This window comes from Pantoea stewartii subsp. stewartii (genome assembly GCF_008801695.1).
GTDB lineage: Bacteria > Pseudomonadota > Gammaproteobacteria > Enterobacterales > Enterobacteriaceae > Pantoea > Pantoea stewartii.
This window is the reverse complement of sequence record NZ_VZPF01000080.1, coordinates 1-22194: the sequence shown is the minus strand read 5'-3', so window position 1 is coordinate 22194 and position 22194 is coordinate 1. Positions and strand designations below refer to the sequence as shown.

The 22194-nt window shown below is 56.8% G+C and carries 19 protein-coding genes; 8 read left to right on the top strand and 11 right to left on the bottom strand.

Going from position 1 to position 22194, the window contains the following annotated elements:
• On the top strand, positions 1 to 1860 hold a 1860-nt coding region (gene katG / locus F7Q90_RS20145; protein WP_249042828.1), incomplete at its 5' end, for a catalase/peroxidase HPI.
• Positions 1861 to 1895: 35 nt separating this feature from the next.
• On the opposite strand, the gene F7Q90_RS20140 is transcribed toward katG, so the two are convergent.
• Together F7Q90_RS20140 and F7Q90_RS20135 are read right to left on the bottom strand one after the other, a co-directional pair.
• The gene (locus tag F7Q90_RS20140; protein WP_006118035.1) at positions 1896 to 2669 is read right to left on the bottom strand and encodes an amidohydrolase; all 774 of its coding nucleotides are present in this window, start codon (positions 2667 to 2669) and stop codon (positions 1896 to 1898) included.
• A complete protein-coding gene (locus tag F7Q90_RS20135; RefSeq protein ID WP_006118036.1) occupies positions 2657 to 3817 on the bottom strand; it encodes a pyridoxal phosphate-dependent aminotransferase in 1161 nt (386 codons plus the stop codon). Before F7Q90_RS20135 ends, F7Q90_RS20140 begins: the two co-directional genes overlap by 13 nt.
• Before the next feature lie 115 nt (positions 3818 to 3932).
• Here F7Q90_RS20135 and F7Q90_RS20130 point away from each other — a divergent pair, with 115 nt between their 5' ends.
• From F7Q90_RS20130 to F7Q90_RS20120, 3 genes are read left to right on the top strand one after another with little or no spacing between them, the layout of a single operon-like run.
• A complete protein-coding gene (locus F7Q90_RS20130) occupies positions 3933 to 4547 on the top strand; it encodes a methylthioribulose 1-phosphate dehydratase (RefSeq protein WP_006118037.1) in 615 nt (204 codons plus the stop codon).
• Positions 4544 to 5227: an acireductone synthase gene (gene mtnC, locus F7Q90_RS20125; RefSeq protein ID WP_006118038.1), complete on the top strand. Its 684-nt coding sequence runs from the start codon at positions 4544 to 4546 to the stop codon at positions 5225 to 5227. Before F7Q90_RS20130 ends, mtnC begins: the two co-directional genes overlap by 4 nt.
• Before the next feature lies 1 nt (position 5228).
• A complete protein-coding gene (locus F7Q90_RS20120) occupies positions 5229 to 5771 on the top strand; it encodes a 1,2-dihydroxy-3-keto-5-methylthiopentene dioxygenase (protein ID WP_006118039.1) in 543 nt (180 codons plus the stop codon).
• 47 nt (positions 5772 to 5818) lie between these two features.
• On the opposite strand, the gene mtnA is transcribed toward F7Q90_RS20120, so the two are convergent.
• Positions 5819 to 6841, bottom strand: coding sequence for an S-methyl-5-thioribose-1-phosphate isomerase (mtnA, locus tag F7Q90_RS20115; RefSeq protein ID WP_006118040.1), 1023 nt, complete (start codon positions 6839 to 6841; stop codon positions 5819 to 5821).
• Between the two features lie 137 nt (positions 6842 to 6978).
• Here mtnA and mtnK point away from each other — a divergent pair, with 137 nt between their 5' ends.
• Positions 6979 to 8178 (top strand): S-methyl-5-thioribose kinase, encoded by a 1200-nt coding sequence (mtnK, locus tag F7Q90_RS20110; protein ID WP_006118041.1) that lies wholly within the window; start codon positions 6979 to 6981, stop codon positions 8176 to 8178.
• A 31-nt stretch (positions 8179 to 8209) separates the two neighbouring features.
• Here the strand turns inward: mtnK and fadE are convergent, their stop codons facing one another.
• A complete protein-coding gene (gene fadE, locus F7Q90_RS20105) occupies positions 8210 to 10657 on the bottom strand; it encodes an acyl-CoA dehydrogenase FadE (protein ID WP_006118042.1) in 2448 nt (815 codons plus the stop codon).
• A gap of 252 nt (positions 10658 to 10909) precedes the next feature.
• On the opposite strand from fadE, the gene lpcA reads away from it, so the two are divergent.
• Positions 10910 to 11488 (top strand): D-sedoheptulose 7-phosphate isomerase, encoded by a 579-nt coding sequence (gene lpcA / locus F7Q90_RS20100; RefSeq protein ID WP_006118043.1) that lies wholly within the window; start codon positions 10910 to 10912, stop codon positions 11486 to 11488.
• Between the two features lie 53 nt (positions 11489 to 11541).
• Positions 11542 to 12315, top strand: a complete 774-nt coding sequence (locus tag F7Q90_RS20095) for a class II glutamine amidotransferase (protein ID WP_006118044.1) — start codon at positions 11542 to 11544, stop codon at positions 12313 to 12315.
• On the opposite strand, the gene dpaA is transcribed toward F7Q90_RS20095, so the two are convergent.
• Positions 12280 to 13020 carry a peptidoglycan meso-diaminopimelic acid protein amidase gene (gene dpaA, locus F7Q90_RS20090; RefSeq protein WP_006118045.1) on the bottom strand — a complete coding sequence of 247 codons (741 nt, stop codon included), beginning with the start codon at positions 13018 to 13020 and terminating at the stop codon, positions 12280 to 12282. The two genes, F7Q90_RS20095 and dpaA, sit on opposite strands and share 36 nt — an antisense overlap.
• Before the next feature lie 246 nt (positions 13021 to 13266).
• Here dpaA and dinB point away from each other — a divergent pair, with 246 nt between their 5' ends.
• The gene (gene dinB, locus F7Q90_RS20085) at positions 13267 to 14322 is read left to right on the top strand and encodes a DNA polymerase IV (RefSeq protein ID WP_006118046.1); all 1056 of its coding nucleotides are present in this window, start codon (positions 13267 to 13269) and stop codon (positions 14320 to 14322) included.
• Positions 14323 to 15964: 1642 nt separating this feature from the next.
• Here the strand turns inward: dinB and F7Q90_RS20070 are convergent.
• From F7Q90_RS20070 to F7Q90_RS27305, 6 genes are all read right to left on the bottom strand, one after another.
• Positions 15965 to 17032, bottom strand: a complete 1068-nt coding sequence (locus tag F7Q90_RS20070; RefSeq protein WP_006118047.1) for a sugar ABC transporter substrate-binding protein — start codon at positions 17030 to 17032, stop codon at positions 15965 to 15967.
• A 29-nt stretch (positions 17033 to 17061) separates the two neighbouring features.
• Positions 17062 to 18063: an ABC transporter permease gene (locus F7Q90_RS20065; protein ID WP_006118048.1), complete on the bottom strand. Its 1002-nt coding sequence runs from the start codon at positions 18061 to 18063 to the stop codon at positions 17062 to 17064.
• Positions 18060 to 19565, bottom strand: a complete 1506-nt coding sequence (locus tag F7Q90_RS20060; protein WP_006118049.1) for a sugar ABC transporter ATP-binding protein — start codon at positions 19563 to 19565, stop codon at positions 18060 to 18062. Before F7Q90_RS20060 ends, F7Q90_RS20065 begins: the two co-directional genes overlap by 4 nt.
• A 311-nt stretch (positions 19566 to 19876) precedes the next feature.
• Complete coding sequence (locus F7Q90_RS20055) at positions 19877 to 20848, bottom strand: threonine/serine dehydratase (protein WP_006118050.1); 972 nt, start codon at positions 20846 to 20848, stop codon at positions 19877 to 19879.
• A 27-nt stretch (positions 20849 to 20875) separates the two neighbouring features.
• The gene (locus F7Q90_RS20050) at positions 20876 to 21667 is read right to left on the bottom strand and encodes an ornithine cyclodeaminase family protein (RefSeq protein WP_237166075.1); all 792 of its coding nucleotides are present in this window, start codon (positions 21665 to 21667) and stop codon (positions 20876 to 20878) included.
• Between the two features lie 40 nt (positions 21668 to 21707).
• Complete coding sequence (locus F7Q90_RS27305) at positions 21708 to 21869, bottom strand: hypothetical protein (protein WP_237166076.1); 162 nt, start codon at positions 21867 to 21869, stop codon at positions 21708 to 21710.
• Positions 21870 to 22194: the final 325 nt, after the last annotated feature.

Here is a 22194-nt window from a genome sequence, read left to right as displayed (position 1 = left end):
CGATTTATGCTCCACGCTTCCTCCCCACACTCGGTCACCCTAATGCAGTTGCGCTTCACTTCATTTGCTGTGATCAACTCATGGCGGGACTTACACCCGCAGGAGTGCGCCCATGCCGGGCGCACACAGAAATACGGCCAGAAAATTTCCTGGGCCGACCTCTATATTCTCGCGGGTAACGTTTCGCTGGAAAACTCAGGTTTCCGTACCTTTGGTTTTGGTGCCGGTCGTGAAGACGTCTGGGAACCGGATATGGACGTGGACTGGGGTAACGAAACCGAGTGGCTGGCCCACCGTCATCCCGAAAGTCTGGCTAACGCCCCGCTGGGCGCAACCGAAATGGGGCTGATCTACGTGAACCCAGAGGGGCCTGAAGCCAGCGGCGATCCGGCATCTGCCGCGCCAGCGATTCGCGCCACCTTTGGCAACATGGGCATGAACGATGAAGAGATCGTCGCGTTGATCGCAGGCGGGCATACGCTGGGTAAAACCCACGGTGCGGCGGCGGCCAGCCATGTGGGCGTCGATCCGGAAGCGTCACCCATCGAAGCTCAGGGCTTTGGCTGGAACAACAGCTACGGCAGCGGTGTCGGTGCCGATGCGATTACGTCGGGTCTGGAAGTCGTCTGGACGCAGACGCCAACTCAGTGGAGTAACTACTTCTTTGAGAACCTGTTTAAATATGAGTGGGTGAAAACCCATAGCCCGGCAGGGGCCATTCAGTATGAAGCCGTTAACGCAGAAGCCATTATTCCGGACCCGTTCGATCCTGAGAAAAAGCGTAAACCCACCATGCTGGTTACGGACCTGACGCTGCGTTTTGATCCGGAGTTCGAGAAAATCTCTCGCCGTTTCCTTAACGATCCGCAGGCCTTTAACGAAGCCTTCGCCCGCGCCTGGTTTAAACTGACGCACCGCGATATGGGGCCAAAAGCACGTTACATCGGGCCAGAAGTGCCGAAAGAAGATTTACTGTGGCAGGATCCGTTACCGCAGCCGACTCATCAGCCCACGCCAGCGGATATCAGTGAGCTGAAGGCGAAAATCGCGGCGTCAGGTCTGAGCGTGAGCCAGCTGGTTTCAGCGGCCTGGGCGTCGGCATCAACCTTCCGGGGTGGCGACAAACGTGGCGGAGCGAACGGTGCCCGTCTGGCCCTGGCACCGCAGAATAGCTGGGCTGTGAACGCCAGCGTGATTAACGACGTGTTACCGAAACTGCAGCAGATTCAGCAGGAATCCGGCAAGGCCTCGCTGGCTGACGTCATCGTCCTTGCGGGCAGCGTCGGTATCGAAATGGCCGCCGCCGCTGCGGGCGTGGCCGCGCAGGTCCCCTTTACGCCAGGTCGTGTGGATGCTCGTCAGGATCAAACTGATGTCGAATCCTTTAACGTGCTTCAGCCGCTGGCGGACGGGTTCCGTAACTACCGTCGCGTGAAAGGCGGCTCGTCAACCGAAACCCTGCTGCTGGACAAAGCACAGCAGCTGACGCTGAGCGCGCCGGAACTGACGGTGTTACTGGGTGGTCTGCGTGTGCTGGGGACCAACTTTGACGGCAGCCATCATGGCGTCTTTACTGACCGCGTCGGCGTCCTGAGTAACGACTTCTTCGTAAACTTGCTGGATATGCGCACCGCCTGGCGTGCGACCGACAGCAGTGAAGAGATCTTTGAAGGTCGTGACCGTCAGAGTGGCGAAGTCAGGTTCAGCGCCACGCGTGCCGAGCTGGTATTCGGTTCCAACGCCATCCTGCGCGCCCTGGCGGAAGTCTATGCCAGCAGCGATGCGAAACAGAAGTTTGTTACTGACTTCGTGGCGGCCTGGACAAAAGTGATGAATCTGGACCGTTTCGACCTGCAATAACTGACTGAAGCGCCCCGGCCAGGCCGGGGGCGCTTTTATTCTGCCAGGGTAAAGCCATCCGCATCCCGCCACGCCGGAAACCGCTCGCGATAAGCCTGCAGATCGGCGAGCGACAGCGACGTCTCAACCTTACCTGCCGTAAAGGGCTCACCTGCAGCCAGCACCTCGCCTTGCGGTGAAATAATTTGGCTGTCCCCACTGTACTGATGTTGGTTGCCATCGCTGCCCACGCGATTGCAGCCCGCCACAAACGCCTGATTCTCAATCGCCCGGGCCAGCAGTAGCGCCTGCCAGTGCAGCGCGCGCGGCGCAGGCCAGTTGGCCACATACAACGCCAGATCGTAGTCATTTTGGTTGCGCGAAAAGACCGGAAAGCGCAGGTCGTAACAGATTTGCGGCAAAATGCGCCAGCCGCGCCACTGAATCACCGTGCGCGCCGTGCCCGCGACGTAATGCTGCTGTTCATCCGCCATGCGAAACAGGTGTCGCTTGTCATAGTGATGCAGCGTGCCATTCGGCTCAACCAGTAAAAAACGGTTCACGGCACCCGCTGGCGTATGTATCGCAGCACTGCCGCCCACCAGCGCATTCGTGCGCTTCGCATGGCGGTGTAACCATGTCACGACCTGCTGTTGCGGCAGGGCCTGCTGTGCAGCCTCCATCGCAAAACCGGTGGTGAACATCTCCGGCAGAATAATCACATCCCGGTCTGTCATGTCAGCCAGCAGATTATCGAAATGGCGCAGGTTAGCCTCGCCATCCATCCACGTCAGCGGCGCTTGCAACAACGTAATGGCTAGAGACGACATAAACGCTCCGCTGCGGCGTCGAGCGTCGCTTCCTGTTTTGCAAAGCACAGCCGGATCAGTTTGTGTGGGAAAGGCGCTTCACAGAAGACCGACAGCGGGATCGCGGCCACGCCCACTTCGCGCGTCAGCCACTGGCAAAACTGCACGTCATCCAGCGCCGATATAGCGCTGTAGTCCGCCAGCAGGAAGTAGGTGCCTTCGCATGGTAAAATGCGGAAACGGCTACGGCTCAGTGCCTGTATCAGTCGGTCACGGCGCGCGCGATAGAAGTCGGGCAGCTCACGATAATGTTCAGGATGCTGGCGCAGCATATCGGCAATCGCCAGCTGAGCGGGTGTGTTGACGGAAAAAGTGAGGTACTGATGGATCTTGCGGATTTCTGCGCTGATCGCCGCGGGGGCGACGCAGTAACCCACTTTCCAGCCGGTCATGTGAAAGGTTTTGCCAAACGAGGAAACCGCCACCGCACGTTGACGCAGTTCGGGGTGCGCCAGCACGCTGGCATGACCGTCCCTGGCAAAACAGATGTGCTCATAAACCTCATCGCTCAGCACATAGATTTCCCGGTCAGCAATCGCCTGCCATAAGGCCGCATAGTCAGCCTGGTGCCAGACGCTGGCCGAGGGATTATGTGGCGTATTTAAGATAACCAGTCGGGTTTTATCGCTTAACAGCGCGGAGAACGCCGGCCAGTCAACTGCAAACGTGGGCGGCTGCAGGGTGAGGCGTTTCAGTACGCCGCCCGCCAGTTGCACCGCGGGCGCATAGCTGTCGTAACTGGGATCGAAGCAGATCACCTCGTCACCCGGGCGAACCAGGGCAGTGATCGCGGCATACAGCGCTTCGGTTGCGCCTGCGGTCACGGTGATATCGCTGTTCACATCGGGACGATAGTCGTACAACGCAGCGGTCTTGTCGGCAATGGCTTCGCGTAACGGTTGTGCGCCGGTCATAGGGGCATACTGATTGGCACCCTGACTGACATGATAAGCCAGCCTGTCCTGCAGGTAGCGCGGACCATCAAAATCCGGAAAACCCTGGGAAAGATTGATGGCGTTATGCTGCTGTGCCAGCGCGCTCATCTGCGTGAATATCGTGGTGCCGAGGGCGGGTAACTTGCTCTCAGGCGTGAGGATGGATTGCGTCATGATTAGGTTGCCTTACGCGCAAAAACGGTTACGGAGAAACGCTGAGTTGCTGCCACTATAAACAGGATGCTAGTATTTGGCAATCAAGACGCTTAGACGGCTAAAAGGAAGAGTAATGTCCGATTCTCATGCTTTAGATCAGCTGGTTGCCGCCTGTCACTGGATAGGTGCGAAGGGGTGGGCGCCCGCCACCGGCGGCAATATGTCGGTGCGCCAGGATGCGCATTTCTGCCTGCTCAGCGAGTCAGGCAAAGATAAAGGCAGCCTGACGCGGGATGACTTTATTCAGGTCGACATTGCCACCAGCCAGGCACCCTCGGGTCGCAGGCCTTCTGCCGAGACCGCACTGCACACGCTGATCTACCGCCTGTTTCCGGAGGCGGGCGCAGTACTGCATACGCACACGGTCAATTCCACCGTTCTGTCGCGCGTAGAGCAGGGCGCGGCGCTACTGCTGTACGGCTATGAGATGCAAAAGTCGCTGAGCGGTCAGTCCACGCATGAGGATACCGTGGCGATTCCGGTGTTTGATAACCGCCAGGATGTTGCCGCGCTGGCGTCAGAAATTGAAGATTATGCAGCCCGTTTTCCGCTGCGTTACGGCTTTCTGCTGCGTGGCCATGGCCTGACCTGCTGGGGCAACGATGTGGCAGAAGCGCGCCGCCATCTGGAAGGGCTGGAGTTTTTATTTGAATGCGAACGTCAACGTCGCTTGCTGGAGAAGGCATGATTAAGGCCATTGTTACCGATATTGAAGGCACCACCAGCGATATCCGTTTTGTACATAACGTCCTGTTTCCCTATGCCCGTGCCCATCTGGCCGACTATGTGCGCCAGCATCAGGCGCAGCCCGCCGTTCAGGACGCGCTCAATGCCGTGCGTACGGAGGCCGGACAGCCCGATGCCGACGTCGACAGCGTGATCGCCATCCTGTTTTCTTACATGGATGAGGACCGCAAATCGACCGGCCTGAAAGCGCTGCAGGGGATGATTTGGCGCGAGGGCTATCTGAGCGGACGTTTTACGGGGCACCTTTATCCGGATGTCCTGCCTGCGCTCACGGCCTGGCACGCGCAAGGCATTAAACTTTATATATATTCCTCTGGCTCGGTTGCCGCGCAGAAATTGTTATTTGGCTACAGCGATGAAGGTGATATTACTGGTTTGTTTAGCGGTTACTTTGATACCCACGTGGGCGCCAAGCGCGAGGTAACGTCGTATCAAAACATCGCGGCGCAAACGGGCTTGCCGGCCGGACAATTGCTGTTCCTCTCTGATATTCATCAGGAGCTGGACGCCGCCAGACAGGCTGGCTGGCACACGTTGCAGCTGATTCGTGACGCGGCGGATGATGACAGCCATCATCGTCAGGTCGCTGATTTTTCTCAGATTAACCCGGAGTCGATTTGAAATGAGTGCACTGACCATTTTTAGCGATAGCGATCCGAGCCAGCCGTTGTGGCACAGCACCGATCCCGAGGCGATCCGTGAGCGTCTGAACGCCAAAGACGTTCGCTTCGAGCGCTGGCAGGCAGACCGCGATCTGGGCGAGAATCCCGATGCGGAAACGGTGATCAACGCCTATCAGCACGCTATTGACCGCCTGGTCGCCGAAAAAGGCTATCAGAGCTGGGACGTCATCAGTATGCGGGCAGACAATCCGCAAAAAGACGAGCTGCGCCAGAAATTCCTCTCAGAACATACGCACGGTGAAGACGAAGTGCGGTTCTTTGTCGAAGGCGCCGGGCTGTTCTGCCTGCATCTGGACGGTGAAATCCTGCAGATCCTGTGCGAAAAAAACGATCTGATCTCGGTGCCCGCAGGCACGCCGCACTGGTTTGATATGGGATCATCCCCGCATTTTACGGCGATTCGTATTTTTGATAATCAGGAAGGCTGGATCGCCAACTTCACAGGCGACAGGATCGCCGATGCCTACCCGCGCCTGGCGTAATTATGACGGTGCGTTCTGCGGGCGGCTGACTCAGCCGCCCGTTTTGTTTACTGTGGCTGAAAAACGCCAGCAGCCACCTGTGCCGGTGTGATCACGCCGGTATCCAGTACCCAACCACTGATGAGCGCCGCAGGCGTGACATCAAAGGCCGGATTAGAAACCTGCGCATCCGCGGGCGCCCACTGCACGCTGCCGAAGCTTCCCGACACACCGGTAACTTCACTGGCGGCACGCTGCTCAATCGGGATGGCATCCCCCGTCGGGCATTGACGATCCAGCGTGGTATGCGGCGCGGCAACATAAAACGGAATACCATGATAGTGCGCCAGTACCGCCAGGCTGTAGGTGCCGATTTTATTCGCCACGTCACCATTGGCGGCAATGCGATCCGCGCCGACCCAGACAGCATCAACCTTGCCCGCCGCCATCAGGCTGGCGGCCATCGAATCCGTGATCAACTGGTAAGGCACACCCAGCTCGCCCAGTTCCCAGGCGGTTAAGCGTCCCCCCTGCAACAGCGGGCGCGTTTCATCAACCCAGACATTGTGAACGTGGCCTTGTTGATGCGCACGCGCGATAACGCCCAGTGCCGTACCCACACCCGCAGTCGCCAGACCGCCGGTGTTGCAGTGGGTTAACAACTGACTGCCGGGTTTGACCAGCGCGCTGCCGGCATCGGCGATGCGATCGCACAGCTGTTTATCCTCATGCACCAGACGCAACGCTTCTTCCATCAGGCTCGTTGCCATTTCTGGCTGCGCCAGCGCCTGTTTCATACGATCAAGGTTATTCATCAGGTTCACGGCAGTAGGGCGGGCGGCCCGCAGGGTGTCCAGCGATTGCGCCAGTTGCTCGCGTGATTCCCCCTGTTCTGCCAGCAGAGCCAGCAGCAGTGATGCAGATAAACCAATTAACGGCGCGCCGCGCACCCGCAGGGCATGAATATGGTCAACCAACTGCGCCACAGTATGGGCGGGCAGCCAGTTCTTTTGCTGAGGCAGGGCCTGCTGATCCAGTATCCAGAGCTGGTTGTTGCGAACCTGTAAGCTTGTGGTTTGGAATGTCTGCATTGTCGGTGAAATCCATGTTGCGTTGATGACGGATATTGTGCCAACATGCGTAACGGATGTATAGACGTCTGAACGGCTTATTACGAAAGATTAATCAGCTCCGACGCACACCGGCGTTTGTTGATGAGGAAAGGTCAATGTCGCAATACCGTACGTTCACCGCTGCTGATGCGGTTGAATATGCCAAACAGTTTGGTGGGCTGGAAGATCCCTCGGTTTTACGCAGTGCGGAAGAGATTGGTGATGGTAACCTCAACCAGGTGTTCAAAATTTACGACGACCAGGGCAACAGCCGCATTGTGGTCAAGCAGGCGTTGCCCTATGTGCGCTGTGTGGGTGAATCCTGGCCGTTAACTCTTGATCGTGCGCGTATTGAAGCGCAGACGCTGGTCGAGCATTACAAATATTGCCCGCAGCACACGGTCAACGTCACGCATTACGATGCAGACCTGGCGGTGATGATCATGGAAGATCTGTCCAGTCACCGTATCTGGCGCAGTGAGCTGGTGAAGGGCGCTTACTATCCGGAGGCGCCGCGTCAGCTTGGCGAATATCTGGCCCAGACGTTATTCCATACCTCAGACTTCATTCTGCATCCGCATGTGAAAAAAGCCGAAGTGGCGCGCTTTATCAATCCCGAACTGTGTGAAATCACAGAAGATCTTTTTTTCAACGATCCCTATACCGATCATGTGCGTAACAGCTATCCCGAGGCGCTGGAACCCCTGGTGGCATCGCTTCGTACCGATGAGGCGCTGCGCATTGCTGTCGCCGGGCTGAAGCACCGTTTCTTCAGTCATGCAGAAGCCTTACTGCATGGCGATATCCACAGCGGCTCCATTTTTGTGGCTGACGGTAGCCTAAAAGCGATCGACGCAGAGTTTGGCTATTTTGGACCGATGGGATTTGATGTCGGTACGGCATTGGGCAATCTGCTGATTAACTACTGTGGCTTACCAGGACTGCTGCCGCCCCGTGAAGCCGCGGATGCGCGTGAGCAGCGCCTGAGCGACGTGCATGATGTCTGGCAGACCTTCGAAACGCGTTTTCTGGCGCTGGCGGAGAGCAAGACGCAGGATGTGGCCATGGCTTATCCCGGCTATGCGCAGGCGTTTCTGCGTAAAGTGTGGGCAGATACCATTGGCTATTGTGGCACCGAACTGATTCGCAGAACCGTTGGCATGTCGCATGTGGCGGACATGAAACTGATTCGGGATGAGGAGATGCGGACTGACTGCATTCGCAATGCGATTACCTTGGGCCGCACCCTGATTCTGGCGGCCGGGCACGTGGACGATGTGGATGCACTGATTGCCCGCATCCGCCAGGCGGGATAAAAAAAGGCCGACGTGATGTCGGCCTGATGGGTTATGCCGCCTCGCTGGGGCGCGCGGGCTTAGTCACATCCTGTCTGACCGGCACGGCCAGCGCATCGGCCTCAAACTCGTCCACGTTGATTGAACGCAGACGGCTCTCTTCGGCACGCTTCAGCACCTCTGCCTCTTTCTGATCGATCCAGCCCTGTTCCAGCGCCTGTTTAGCCAGCGCATCCAGGCGCGTAAACGAGAGGTGTTTTTTCTGCTGTTTGCACAGGCGATCGTGAATCACCTCAGCCGCCATCACATCCTGTAGCGCCTGCTCTAACTGGCCCGCCGGATTATGCTCGCTGGGAGCCAGATACTGACCACGACCTAAGCGCGTACGCGTCGCCGACGGCACCTGCAGCATTTTTGCCAGCTTATGATCCAGGCGATCGGACGGTGCCGGGCAGTGCTGACCACCGGCAAAGACCACCAGGCGCATGACGCCAGCGACCAGACGGTTCGGGAAGTTGCTCAGCAGATCGTCCATAGCTTTCTCGGCTTTGTGCAAGGCATCCTGCACGCCCCAGTGCACCAGCGGCAGATCGGCTTCATGACGGCCTTCATCCTCATAACGTTTCAGCGTCGCCGAGGCCAGATACAGCTGGCTCAGCACATCGCCCAGGCGGGCTGACATACGTTCGCGACGTTTCAGGCTGCCGCCTAACACCGCCATGGACACGTCCGACAGTAACGCCAGATTGGCACTGATACGGTTCAGATGCTGATAATAGCGACGGGTGGCATCACGCGTTGGCGCGGCGCTGGTGCGTCCGCCCAGAAGGCCCAGCCACAGGCTGCGCATCGCATTGCTGCCAACGTGGCCAATATGGCTAAACAGCGCCTTATCAAAGCCCGCCACATCATTGCTGGCGGCGGCCGCCATTTCCTGCAACACATACGGATGGCAGCGGATAGCACCCTGGCCAAAGATGATCATACTCCGGGTCAGGATATTCGCGCCTTCCACGGTAATGGCGATAGGCGCGCCCTGATAAGCCCGGGCCAGGAAATTGCTGTCGCCCAGCATGATACCTTTACCCCCGGCAATATCCATTGCATCGATAATTGACTGTTGGGCGCGGTGGGTACAGTGATATTTCACAATCGCAGACAGCACTGCAGGTTTCTCGCCCTGCATAATGCCGGTGGTAATCAGCGTCGCGGCAGCGTCCATCACGTAGGCATTACCGGCAATGCGCGCCAGGGGTTCTTCAATCCCTTCCATTTTACCGATAGACAGTTTGAACTGACGGCGGATATGCGCATAGGCGCCTGTGGCCAGCGCTACGCTTTTCAGGCTGCCGGTTGAGTTAGACGGCAGGGTGATTCCACGGCCCACCGACAGACATTCCACCAGCATCCGCCAGCCCTGTCCGGCCATTTCCGGGCCACCGATAATGAAATCGATCGGCACGAAAATATCTTTACCGCGGGTTGGGCCATTCTGGAACGGTACGTTAAGCGGGAAATGGCGATGGCCGATTTCCACGCCCGGTGTGCTGGTGGGGATCAGGGCGCAGGTAATGCCCAGTTCGTCTTTGTCGCCCAGCAGATGGTCTGGATCGGAAAGTTTAAACGCCAGGCCCAGCACAGTGGCAATCGGGGCCAGCGTAATATAGCGCTTGTTCCAGGTAAGGCGCATGCCCAGCACCTGCTGGCCCTGCCACTCGCCCATGCACACAACGCCCGTATCCGGAATCGCACCCGCATCTGAACCGGCTTCCGGGCTCGTCAGGGCGAAACAGGGGATTTCATCGCCACGCGCCAGACGCGGCAGATAGTGGTCTTTCTGTTTTTCCGTTCCGTAATGTTGCAGCAGTTCGCCAGGGCCCAGTGAGTTAGGCACGCCCACGGTAATCGCCAGAATGCCTGAGACGCCGGCCAGTTTCTGCAACACGCGCGCCTGTGCATAGGCAGAGAACTCCAGGCCGCCGTACTCTTTCTTGATGATCATGGCAAAGAAGCGATGGGCTTTCAGATGCGCCCACAGTTCTGGCGGCATATCGGCCAGTTCATGGGTAATCTGGAAATCATTCGCCAGACGACAGGCTTCTTCTACCGGCCCGTCAAGAAACGCCTGTTCTTCCGGCGTCAGTCGCGGTTGCGGGTAGTTATGCAGTTTCTGCCAGTCGGGTTTGCCCTGAAACAGGTCGCCTTCCCACCAGGTGGTGCCTGCATCGATCGCCTCTTTTTCCGTACGAGACATCGGCGGCATCACCTGCTGAAAGCGGTGCAGCATCGGTTTGGAAAACAGGCTGCGGCGCAGGCTGGTGAGGTTCAGCGGTAACAGGATAATCGCCAGCGGCACAAGCAGCCACGGCGTCCAGAGATGGACCACCGCCATTGCTGCGGTCCACAGCAACAGGATGACGCTGCTGAGCAGCAGCGAGATGCGGTGATAGAACAGTGCGCCAGTCAGCAGCACTGTCGCAAGAATCGAGACAACCATCATAATGAAGTGCTCCGTAAGTAGTAAGAGGTCTGACCTGTTATGATGAAGGTGTAATTCAGATGAGGGCATTTATCAATTTGTTTACATCGCAATTACAACCTGACTCACAAAATCAGCGAAAGCGCGAGCAACGCCCAGGCTGTGGTCGCGAAAAAGCGCGGCGCGAAAAGGATCCGGCGGGGTGATGCTATGCGTGCGTCAGCCATTCCGTTAAACTTGCTGTGATTACCCTCTCCTACAAAGGACAAGTCTATGTATCAGGACATTATTCGTTCAGAGCTCAACGAAGCTGCAGAAACGTTGAATAACTTTCTGAATGACGACGCGAACATTCATATCATCCAGCGTGCAGCGGTGATGTTGGCGGACAGCTTCAAAGCGGGCGGCAAAGTGCTCTCCTGTGGCAACGGCGGATCACACTGTGATGCGATGCATTTTGCGGAGGAACTGACGGGCCGTTACCGTGAAAATCGTCCGGGCTACCCGGCGATTGCCATTTCAGACGTCAGCCACCTTTCCTGTGTGAGTAATGATTTTGGTTATGACCATGTCTTTTCCCGTTATGTAGAAGCGGTAGGGCGCCCGGGCGACGTGTTGCTGGGGATTTCAACCTCAGGTAACTCGGCTAATATCATCAAAGCCGTTGAAGCGGCGCGCGCCCAGGGGATGAAAGTGATCACGCTGACCGGTAAAGATGGCGGTAAAATGGCCGGCAGCGCAGACATTGAAATTCGTGTGCCCCATTTCGGTTATGCTGACCGTATTCAGGAGATCCACATCAAAGTGATTCATATCCTGATGCTGCTGATTGAAAAAGAGATGGTCAGGTAACAGCGTGTGTCGCCTCCTGACCGACAGGAGGCTTTTACTCTAAGGCGGTTGCTATGTGCGAATTGCTCGGGATGAGCGCTAACGTTCCCACCGATATTTGTTTTAGTTTCACCGGACTGGTGCAGCGCGGCGGCGGAACAGGGCCGCATAAAGACGGCTGGGGCATTACGTTTTATGAAGATAAAGGGTGCCGCACCTTTAAAGATCCCTTGCCGAGTTTTAATTCCCCCATTGCGCGCCTGGTGCAGGAATATCCCATCAAATCCCACTCCGTCGTGGCGCACATTCGCCAGGCGAATCGCGGCCCGGTTTCGCTGGAAAATACGCACCCCTTTACCCGGGAGTTATGGGGACGCAACTGGACCTATGCCCACAACGGACAACTGAAAGGTTACCGGCAACTGGAAACCGGCACGTTTCGGCCGGTAGGCGAAACCGACAGCGAAAAGGCCTTTTGCTGGATTCTGCATAAGCTGGCCACGCGCTATCCGCGCACGCCGGGAAACTGGCCTGCGGTTTTCCGCTACATCGGCGAGCTGGCGAGCGAGCTGCGGCAAAAGGGCGTGTTCAACATGTTGCTGTCGGACGGGCGCTATCTGATGGCCTTCTGCTCGACCAATCTGTTCTGGATCACTCGCCGTGCCCCTTTTGGCCGGGCGCAGTTGCTCGATCAGGATGTGGAAATTGATTTCCAGAAACATACCGGGGCGAACGACGTGGTCACGGTCATTGCCACACAGCCGCTGACGGGGAATGAAACCTGGCACCGGATCGTGCCAGGCGAGTGGGCCTTATTTTACCTTGGAGAGCGCCAGGAACGACTGTGATGCCGCTTCGGGTTGGGTGATGACCGGGCTGCTGTTCATCACATATCTGCCGCTGGCGACATTGACTGTCGGCGGTTGATGATACTTCGCAAAGTAGACATAACCCGGCTGAAGCTGCTTCCAGAAATCCGCGTAGGCCGAATAACGATGGCGCTGCATGTTGCTGTCCGTCATGCGGAACGGATAAATTGCAATATTCACTTCCTGCTGACCATTACGCAATGCCGCGTTCACATACGTGAAAATCTGATCCATATAGGCATTGGTCATGGCATAGCAGCCAATCGACTTACAGTCGCCGTGAATCATCAGGTAGTTGCCGCTGTAGCCCTGGTCACGGTCGTATTGATTCGGAAAGCCAATATTAATCGCGCGATAGAAACGGCTGTCCGGTTTAAGCTGATTCAGTTTTACGCTGTAGAAACCTTCCGGGCTTTTAAAATCGCCTTCACGGCGTTTTGGACCCAGACCGCCCGAAAAATTGCAGATGCGGTAAGTATCCAGCAAGCGGTATTCGTTACCAATCTTGCCGTACAGCTCAAGTGTCCGCTCTTCCTTAAAGATCTGAATATAAACCGGCGTGCCGATTAGCTGTTTCTTTAACTCTTTACTCACAGGGGCCAGTTGCTGAACCGGCTCGGGAGTCATTGCCATGCTGAGGGCTGGCAGTAAAAGCATCGCAAACAGAAGTGCGATTTTGCCCATGCTGTGTATACCTTGAAGTGAAGAAGAACAATGGCGCGTTATGTGCGCCTCTGTTTGCATTATCGGAACTTTCCGCTACCGCAGCGCAACATTAAACATTGTCTGTTTTTTTAGCAATACAGCACGGCGCAAAATGTCTATTTCTTTGGCGGAATGACGCCAAAAATTTGTAAACTTTGTTTGTTATTGCAAGAAATATTGCACAAGCCTTTCAGGACTGTATACTTATCCAGTACTGGAGGGGCGATGCGTAAGATCATTCATGTTGATATGGACTGCTTTTTTGCGGCGGTGGAAATGCGTGACGATCCCTCGTTACGCGATATTCCCATGGCCATCGGCGGCAGCCGCGATCGACGTGGCGTTATCAGTACCGCTAATTATCCGGCCCGCAAATATGGCGTACGCAGCGCGATGCCGACCGGTATGGCCTTAAAGCTTTGTCCGCATCTGCGTCTACTGCCCGGACGGTATGACGTCTATAAAGAAGCCTCCAGTCAGATCCGTGCCATCTTTTCGCGTTATACCTCGCTCATTGAGCCACTCTCACTGGACGAAGCCTATCTGGATGTCACCGACAGCCAGCACTGTCAGGGATCGGCCACGCTTATCGCGCAGGACATCCGCGCCACCATTTTTCGTGAAACGCAGCTCACTGCCTCTGCGGGCATCGCGCCCATAAAATTCCTTGCCAAGATCGCCTCCGATTTAAACAAGCCTGATGGTCAGTATGTGATTACACCGGCCCAGATGTCCGATTTCTTGCTGGCCTTACCGCTGGCAAAAATTCCCGGTGTAGGAAAAGTTTCAGCAAAAAAGCTCGAAGAGCTGGGTCTGCACACCTGCGCGGACGTGCAAAAAGCCGATTTGGCGCTGCTGCTTAAGCGTTTTGGCAAGTTCGGCAGAGTGTTATGGGAGCGCAGTCACGGCATTGACGAACGGGGCGTGGTGGTTGAACGCGAACGGAAATCGCTGGGCGTAGAGCGGACGCTGGCTGACGATATCGACAGTTGGGAGCGCTGTCTGGAAATTATTGATTACCTCTATGCCGAGCTTGATCGTCGCCTGACGCAGATTCGACCCGATAAGCACATTGCGCGCCAGGGCGTGAAGCTGAAGTTTAGTGATTTCCAGCAGACCACTCAGGAACATGTCTGGCCCGTGCTCAATAAAGAGGACATGATTGCCGTGGCCCGTAAGACCTGGGACGAGCGCCGCGCCGGACGTGGCGTCCGGCTGGTGGGGTTGCATGTGACGCTGGTGGATCCGCAGCTGGAGAGACAGTTGCTGCTGGGATTATAGAGGGGGCGCTTTCGCGTTGAGTGGGGGGATTACGGTTGTGCTCCGGCTCCATGAAACCCCTGTCTGTGGGATCGTGTTACTGATTTGGTGTGGTGTTGTCTGAGGTTTTGTCTGTTTGCCCGCGGGGCGGGAAGATTACGGTCGTGCATCGGGAATTTTCCGCCCGCCAGGAGATGGCAGTTTCAGCCTGTCCGTGCAGGCGGCCGGCAGCCGTCGCTGTTCCTTCGTCTCTCACTGCGGCCTGACGGACCGTCCTGGCCTCCGTTCCCTCCTCAGCGCGCCGGATGTCGGCAGTAAACCCCTGCCTGTGGGATCGTGTTACTGATGTGGTGTTGTCTGAGGATTTGTCTGTTTGCCCAAGGGGCGGGGGTGATTACGGTCGTACACCGGGAGTTTTCCGCCCGCCAGGCGACAGGGAGTTTCAGCCTGTCCGTGCAGGCGGCCGGGTTAAGGGGCTCGCGCCAGCCCCTTAACAATCCCGGCGGCCGCTCTTTCTTTAGCGCGCCGGATGCCGCCAGGAAACCCCTGCCAGTGTGATCGTGTTACTGATTTGGTTTGGTGTTATCTGAGGATTTATCTTTTTGCCCGCGGGGCGGGGGAGATTACGGTCGTGCACCGGGAGTTTTCCGCCCGCCAGGCGATGGCAGTTTCAGCCTGTCCGTGCAGGCGGCCGGGTTAAGGGGCTCGCGCCAGCCCCTTAACAATCCCGGCGGCCTTCCCACCCGCTGAGCGGATGAGGGATTTCCGGATGAGCCGACAGGACGTCGGCGAGAGCCGGGCCGCGCCATGGATGGCGCGTCCTGGCGGTCCGCAGAAATCCTGAAGGAGCGAAGGCACCGCGCAGCGGCGGGTGGGCAGGACGGGAGCCCGGGGTCAAGGGGCCGCGGCGGCTGGCGGCCCCTTGTCGGTCGCCCGCACCGGGCTGGCTGAAACTCCTGGCCGCCTGGCGAGCGAAACCCCCTCAGCGCTTTATAAGCTGTCAGCGACTCAAACCTTCTCAACGCCTGCTCGCGCAAGCATCACTGCAACTCATTATCGGTATCCAAAGCAATAAAAACGCCTGAGCGGGCGCAAATCTCAAAGCGGGGGAGTTGGGCGGCCTTCCCACCCGCTGAGCGGATGAGGGATTTCCGGATGAGCCGACAGGACGTCGGCGAGAGCCGGGCCGCGCCACGGATGGCGCGGCCTGGCGGTCCGCAGAAATCCTGAAGGAGCGAAGGCACCGCGAAGCGGCGGGTGGGCAGGACGGGAGCCCGGGGTCAAGGGGCCGCGGCGGCTGGCGGCCCCTTGTCGGTCGCCCGCACCGGGCAGACTGAAACTCCAAGCCGCCTGGCGAGCGAAACCCCCTCAGCGCTTCATAAGCTGTCAGCGACTCAAACCTTCTCAACGCCTGAAAAGACTTCTCGCACAAGCATCAATTATCGGTATCCAAAGCAATAAAAACGCCTGAACAGACGCAAATCTCAAAGTGGGGGAGTTGGGCAGGACGGGAGCCCTTGTTGGTCGCCCGCACCGGGCAGACTGAAACTCCCGGCCGCCTGGCGGGCGAAACCCTCTCAGCGTTTCACAAGCCGTCAGCGACGCAAACCAGCCACCTCGCGCAGCGAATTAACCGCCCCGCGCAAGCGCCACCAACAACCCATTATTTCTTATATTTCGCTTCCAGTGTCGCAAACCACGGCTGGACAAAATCGTTATTGCTGCCCCAGCCAGGAATGATCTTGTTAAGCGACGCGACATTCACAGCGCCAGGATGACTGTCGAGCGCCTGTTGTGAAATCGACGACGCTTTAAATTCATACGTCGCAGGCGTGGTTTCCCCGGCGATCTTGTTCGCCACCAGGCGCATATTCACGGCACCGATAGTTTTCGGATCGACCGCGACGGTCTGCACCCACGGGCTGCCTTTCTGGCGCATAAGCTGCAAATCCTGATTGGAAACATCAATGCTGTACAGCTTGATCTCGGTGCGGCCATTTTCCTGCAACGCTTTATACGCGCCCTGGCTGAAGGCATCCCATGCGCCCCAGATGGCGTCAATCTTGCCTTTCGGGTATTTCGCCAGAATCGCGCCCACTTTGTTGGCCGTGTCGCCCTGGACATCCGTTGATACTGCGCCAATGGACTCCAGCTGATGAATGCCTGGGTTTTCTTTTAATAATTTTTCATACACCACCTGACGGCGTTCCATCGGCGGGAAACCGGCGACCCATAACTTCACGATGTTCGCTTTGCCGTTGAAGTCTTTGATCAACTGCCCCAGGGAGAGCTGCGCCAGCGAGGCGTCATCCTGGGCGGTCACCGTCACGCCGGGAATCGGGTTGTCTACCGGGGTGTCAAATACCGACACTTTAATGCCCGCGTCAGCGATGCGTTTTACCAGTGCGCTGGCATAGGGCGCTTTGCCGTGTGACAGCACAATACCGTCGTATTTTTGGCTGATCCCCTGATTAACAAAATCCTGAAAACGCGCGTCATCACCGTTGCTGAGGAAGGTGCTGACTTTGAAGCCCAACTGGCGACCCTGCTGAATCGCGCCTGCCACAAACTGGGTCGTGTTGTCGTCGGAACCGAGGTTACGGATGACGGCAATACGAATCGGCCCTTCATGATTGGCGATGGCGGCAGGGACAGGTGTTATGGTGTCGGCAAACGCGGCACTGGCGTTTAACAGGCTCAGGGCCAGCAGCGAGAGTGTTATCTTTTTCATTATTCTTAACTCCAGTAGAAGAACGCGTCTTAACGACGCTGTACATAAGTGATGGCCAGCGCTAAGGCCAGCACTAATCCTTTGATAATGTCCATGGCGTAATAGGGCACGGATAACATTACCAGGCCGTTTTGCAGAACCCCTAAAATGACGGCCCCGACCAGCGTACCCAGCGCATTTGGCTTACCGGAGCCGGCCAGTGAAAAGCCGATCCAGGCGGCAGCCACGGCGTCCATCAGATAACCGCTACCGGCGTTAACCTGGGACGATCCAATGCGTGAGGCCAGCAGAATACCGCCCAGTCCGGCCAGTAGTGAGGCAATCACATAGGCCAGAACGCGATAACGCGTGGTGCGAATACCGGAAAGTCGGGCGGCTTCGGGGTTTCCGCCCAGCGCATACATGCGGCGGCCGTGTTTGGTCAGCGATAGCGCCAACTGTGCCACCACGGTCACCACCAGCATGATAATCACGATCGTGGGTACCTGACCCAACAGGTTAAAGGCAGCAGGAATGGTGCCTTCCGCCATATCGCCGCTGGGCAGCACCATGTTTTCCGTAATCGAGCCGCCAAAGCTGTAGGTCATGGCGACGCCCTGAATCACAAACAGGGTGGCCAGTGTGGCCAGCATGTCGGGAATGCGCAGCACGACGATCAGAAAGGCGTTAAACAGTCCCACCAGCGTGCACAGCGCCAGAGTGATGGCGATCGCCGCCGTGGTATCGAAGCCGTACCAGACAAACAGCGAAATGACCAGGGCGTTTGCCAGTGACGCGGTAGAGCCCACCGAAAGGTCGAAGCCGCCAACGGTCAGGGATACAGAAACGCCCACGGCAATCACGGTTACGATGGCGATAGACCGCAAAATATTGATGATATTGTTCGGCTCCAGAAAGCTGTCGGAAGCCAGGCCAAAGGCAGCGATCAATATCACCACTGTCAGCAACATGCCCCACTTATAGAGGAAATCGAACAGCTGATGGCGCAGCGATGGCGATGCGGAATTCAGGGCTAACTCTTTACTGCTCACGCAGGGGTTCCTCCGGTGGAATAGAGCAAAAGTGTCTCTTCCGTGGCGCGTTGTCCGTCTAATTCCGCCACAATACGTCCGTCCCAGAGCACACAAATACGGTCGCATAAGCCGACCAGTTCAGAAAATTCGCCAGAGGCGTAAATAATCCCTTTGCCTTCATGGGCAAGGTTGCTGATTAGCGTGAACAGTTCCGTTTTGGCTTTTACGTCCACGCCTTTGGTCGGTTCGTCGAAAATCAGGACATCGGCGTTATTGCGTAACCATTTGCCAATCGCCACCTTTTGTTGATTGCCGCCGGAAAGCCGACGTAACGGTTGGGCGGGGCCAGTCGTACGCACGTTAAGACGACGGATCACCGCTTCCGCCCAGCGCCAGGCCTGACGATGGCCGAACAGGCTCCAGCGGGAAAAACTGTCGTCTGCGCTGATACTGAGGTTCATCGCCACCGATTCGTCAATGAAGATGCCCTCTTTGCGGCGCTCTTCCGGCACCAGTGCCATGCGCTGACTCACGGAATCGTGTGGCGATCGCGGTTTCCAGCGTTTACCGTGCAGTTCACCGCGGGTAACCCGGCTTTTACTGGCACCAAATAACGCTTTGCAGAGTTCGGTTTTGCCAGCCCCGGCCAGCCCGGCAATACCCAGAATCTCGCCCTTGTGTAAACGCAGTGAGATGTCCCGGAGCAGGTGTTCATCATGTAATCCTTCCACCGCCATGAGTACGGATGAGGACTGCAATGGCCGGCGCGGAGGATAGATATCGGTCAACGGATGACCCAGCATTTTTTCAACGATTTGCTCACCGCTCAGGGAAGCCATTGGGCTACTTTCCACCAGGCGGCCATCGCGCAGTACCGTCAGGCGATCGCAGATGGCTTTCAGTTCGTGAATACGATGAGAGATAAATATCACGCCAATACCGCTGGTCTGCAGGCGACGAACTACGGCGAACAGGCGCTCGCTTTCGTGTTGGTCGAGTGGGGCAGTGGGTTCATCAAGAATCAGAAAGCGGCAATGGTGCGACAGGGCTCTGGCCAGCAGGATTTGCTGCTTTTCCGCCAGCGAACAACGTTCGACCGGACGTTTGACATCAATCGTGGCATCCAGCTGCGCCAGCAGGTCTCGCGCCTGACGACGCATATCGCCCCAGCGAAAGCCATGGCCCGGTTCGGCCAGTTGATCCAGCAGAATGTTCTCGGCCACGCTTAACTGGGGCACCAGCGCAACATCCACTTCCTGCTGCACCAGGTGAATGCCGAGCTTTTTGGCGTCACGCGGGCTGCGAATCGACACAGGCTGGCCGTCCAGCAGAATCTCACCGTGATAGTGACTGTGGGCACCGGAGAGTACCGCCATCAGGGTGGATTTACCCGCGCCATTGGCCCCGGTCAGGGCATGAACCGAGTGACCTTCCGTCAGAAAATCCACTGAGGTTAACGCGGCAAATCCGCCGAAATCGATAGAGATGTTACGCATCTCAAGGCGATTGACTGCACGCATCACGGAGCTCTCCATTAAAGTCACTGATCGCATATTTTCCCGAAGCTACCGGTGCGGCAACTAACGAAAGCGCATAAGTTAGCACAGAAATTTATTAGCCATCCAGACATCTGGACATAATGGCGACTAAAGCTGACTAAGCGCAGCAAGTTGGTGATTTAACGGTAAGAAGTCGCCTTAACCCAGCGGATTATGCTGCGCCTGGGCGTCAGTCTTTTTTAAACGGATGCGCTTTTATCTCAGGATCGGAAAATGCGACGTGGTTTTGTCGCAGACTTCACCACGTGCAGAACGCATCGCATCCGTCGCGGTTACTTCACGGCATAGATTTCGGCGAGGTCGGCCAGATCCCAGTTACCGCCCGTTAACAGTACACAGACTTTCTCAGCGGGCTTCAGGCTGACCGATCCCGCCAGCAACGCGCCAAGGCCGATGGAGGCCGCGGGCTCGGCAATCAATTTTGCCTCACTGGCCAGCACCCGCATGCCCTGAGTAATATGCTCGTCGTCAACCAGCACAATCTCATCTACGTACTTTTCAATAATCGGGTAGGGATTGCGGCCCGGCACGCTGAGTCTTAAGCCATCCGCAATAGTATTGAGCAGCGGCAGTGACGTTGGCTGTTTGTTGATCCGACTTTGGTAATATTTCGGGGTCAGAGCGGGTTCCGCGCCAATCACTCTGACGGCAGGGCGGGTTTCTTTGATTGCGGTCGCCACACCGGAGAGAAGTCCGCCACCGCCCAGCGGCACAATCACGGTATCCACATCCGGCAAATCATGCAGGATTTCGCAGCCGATCGTTCCCTGGCCCGCCATGACCATCGGATCTTCAAAGCCATGCACCACCGCATAATTGTTGAGCTCGGCAATTTCATACACCTTCTTCCAGCGGGACGCATTGTCGCTATCGAAGAGAATCACCTCTGCGCCCAGGGCGCGCGTATTGTCGATTTTGATTTGCGGCGTTGTGACCGGCAGCACCAGAATGACCTTTACGCCCAGCATTCTGCCTGCATAAGACAGGCCCTGGGCATGATTGCCTGATGAACTGGAAATCATGCCGTTGGCAAACGCCTCAACGGGCAGAGAAAGGACCTTATTCAGTGCGCCCCGTATTTTAAACGCGCCGGTAATCTGCAACGTCTCCGGCTTGAGGTAAAGCTCACAGCCGACCCGTTTTTCAATTTTTTCAGCGCGGAGTAACGGCGTATGGCGAATATGGGCAGCGATGCGCTGCTGCGCGTCATGAATGTCCTGCAGGGTGGGGTACGAACGCGTCATATACATTACCTTCGTCTGAACGAAACGTTATTCAAAAAATGCAAATCCGGTTCCGTAGCCTTTTTCAAGGGCCTTGCGGTAAATGCGCCCGGCTGTCGTGTTGTCCTGAATGGCAAGCCCGGTGGAGTCAAAGAAGGTAATTTCCCGATCGTTTTCCCGGCCCGATTTCTTCCCGGACAAAACTTCCCCGATTTCGGCATGAATCGCGTTTTCACTGATGATATTTCTGTCCAGCGCATGCCAGGTTTCTCCTTTCTGCGTGCACTGGGGCAGGGAATCCACGATCACTTTTGCCCGACTAAAAATCTGCGGGTCAAACTCCTGTTTACCGCGCTGATCGGTGCCAATGGCGATGATATGCGTGCCGGGCGGAATCCAGTCGGCCTCAATCAGCGGACCTTTGCCCCGGGTAGTGGTGATAAGAATATCGGCTTGCCCGACCGCCGCCTGACAGCTGTCCGCGATAATGACCGGAATACCTGTGGTGCTTTCAATGTCCGCTTTGAAAGCCTGACGGGTGGCTGGCGTTCGGCTCCAGGCATGGATTTCCTCAATATCCATTACCCGGGCGATCGCCTGGATTTGCATTCTCGCCTGATTGCCAGTGCCAATCGCGGCGATTTTTTTTGCATTTTTACGTGCCATTGCTCTGACGGAAACAGCGCCCGACGCACCGGTTCGCAGACCGGTAATCAGGCTACCGTCCATCACACAGCACAGGGCGCCGCTTTGGGCATCAAACAGGATGATCGTGCCCATACCGCCCGGCAGACTAGGACGGGACGGGTTTTCTGAAAAACCGCCGGAGGAGGCTTTCATCGAAATCAGTTCGTTGGTGCGGTAATAGCAGGTTTTAAAATCAATCTCGCCACGGGGGGGCGGGCAGGTGCAGGCCGATATAGTCAGGCTGTTCCACCAGGCCGCCGTTAAAGGCCCTGTAGGCTTCGTCGACGGCTTCAATGACATCATCAATGCTGATGAGCTGTCGGACATCTTCTTTGGTGAGTAATAAGGTCTTCATGCGTCCTCGGGTCGTGTCAGACGAACGATTCCCGACTGGCGCAATGGTGTTAAAACGCGGTCGGGAAAAGAGGGATTCCCGACATTATTACACTGGCGTTGCAACAGAAAATGCCAATCTGCACCCCGGAGAAACGCTTTAAACTGTTTTAGCGACGGGTGACGGAAGCTAATGCTCGGGCAAGTGTGACGGCGGAAAGTAAGCGTCACATTTAAACCGTCTGTGCAGCGGGCTCCGGTTCCGGGAAAATAGTGTCCATCATTTTTTAATGGACACTATCGCGTGAAACACCGGACATGGCTCCTTGAGGCGCTTCGCCTCCATT

Excerpts from the sequence above, each read along its gene's own strand:
- F7Q90_RS20120 (WP_006118039.1), top strand. The coding sequence starts at position 5,229 with ATGAGTGCACTGACCATTTTTAGCGATAGCGATCCGAGCCAGCCGTTG.
- mtnA (WP_006118040.1), bottom strand. The coding sequence starts at position 6,841 with ATGCAGACATTCCAAACCACAAGCTTACAGGTTCGCAACAACCAGCTC.
- F7Q90_RS20140 (WP_006118035.1), bottom strand. The coding sequence starts at position 2,669 with ATGTCGTCTCTAGCCATTACGTTGTTGCAAGCGCCGCTGACGTGGATG.
- F7Q90_RS20070 (WP_006118047.1), bottom strand. The coding sequence starts at position 17,032 with ATGAAAAAGATAACACTCTCGCTGCTGGCCCTGAGCCTGTTAAACGCC.
- mtnC (WP_006118038.1), top strand. The coding sequence starts at position 4,544 with ATGATTAAGGCCATTGTTACCGATATTGAAGGCACCACCAGCGATATC.
- F7Q90_RS20095 (WP_006118044.1), top strand. The coding sequence starts at position 11,542 with ATGTGCGAATTGCTCGGGATGAGCGCTAACGTTCCCACCGATATTTGT.
- F7Q90_RS27305 (WP_237166076.1), bottom strand. The coding sequence starts at position 21,869 with ATGAAGACCTTATTACTCACCAAAGAAGATGTCCGACAGCTCATCAGC.
- mtnK (WP_006118041.1), top strand. The coding sequence starts at position 6,979 with ATGTCGCAATACCGTACGTTCACCGCTGCTGATGCGGTTGAATATGCC.
- dpaA (WP_006118045.1), bottom strand. The coding sequence starts at position 13,020 with ATGGGCAAAATCGCACTTCTGTTTGCGATGCTTTTACTGCCAGCCCTC.
- fadE (WP_006118042.1), bottom strand. The coding sequence starts at position 10,657 with ATGATGGTTGTCTCGATTCTTGCGACAGTGCTGCTGACTGGCGCACTG.
- F7Q90_RS20130 (WP_006118037.1), top strand. The coding sequence starts at position 3,933 with ATGTCCGATTCTCATGCTTTAGATCAGCTGGTTGCCGCCTGTCACTGG.
- lpcA (WP_006118043.1), top strand. The coding sequence starts at position 10,910 with ATGTATCAGGACATTATTCGTTCAGAGCTCAACGAAGCTGCAGAAACG.
- dinB (WP_006118046.1), top strand. The coding sequence starts at position 13,267 with ATGCGTAAGATCATTCATGTTGATATGGACTGCTTTTTTGCGGCGGTG.
- F7Q90_RS20055 (WP_006118050.1), bottom strand. The coding sequence starts at position 20,848 with ATGACGCGTTCGTACCCCACCCTGCAGGACATTCATGACGCGCAGCAG.
- F7Q90_RS20135 (WP_006118036.1), bottom strand. The coding sequence starts at position 3,817 with ATGACGCAATCCATCCTCACGCCTGAGAGCAAGTTACCCGCCCTCGGC.
- F7Q90_RS20050 (WP_237166075.1), bottom strand. The coding sequence starts at position 21,667 with ATGAAAGCCTCCTCCGGCGGTTTTTCAGAAAACCCGTCCCGTCCTAGT.
- F7Q90_RS20060 (WP_006118049.1), bottom strand. The coding sequence starts at position 19,565 with ATGCGTGCAGTCAATCGCCTTGAGATGCGTAACATCTCTATCGATTTC.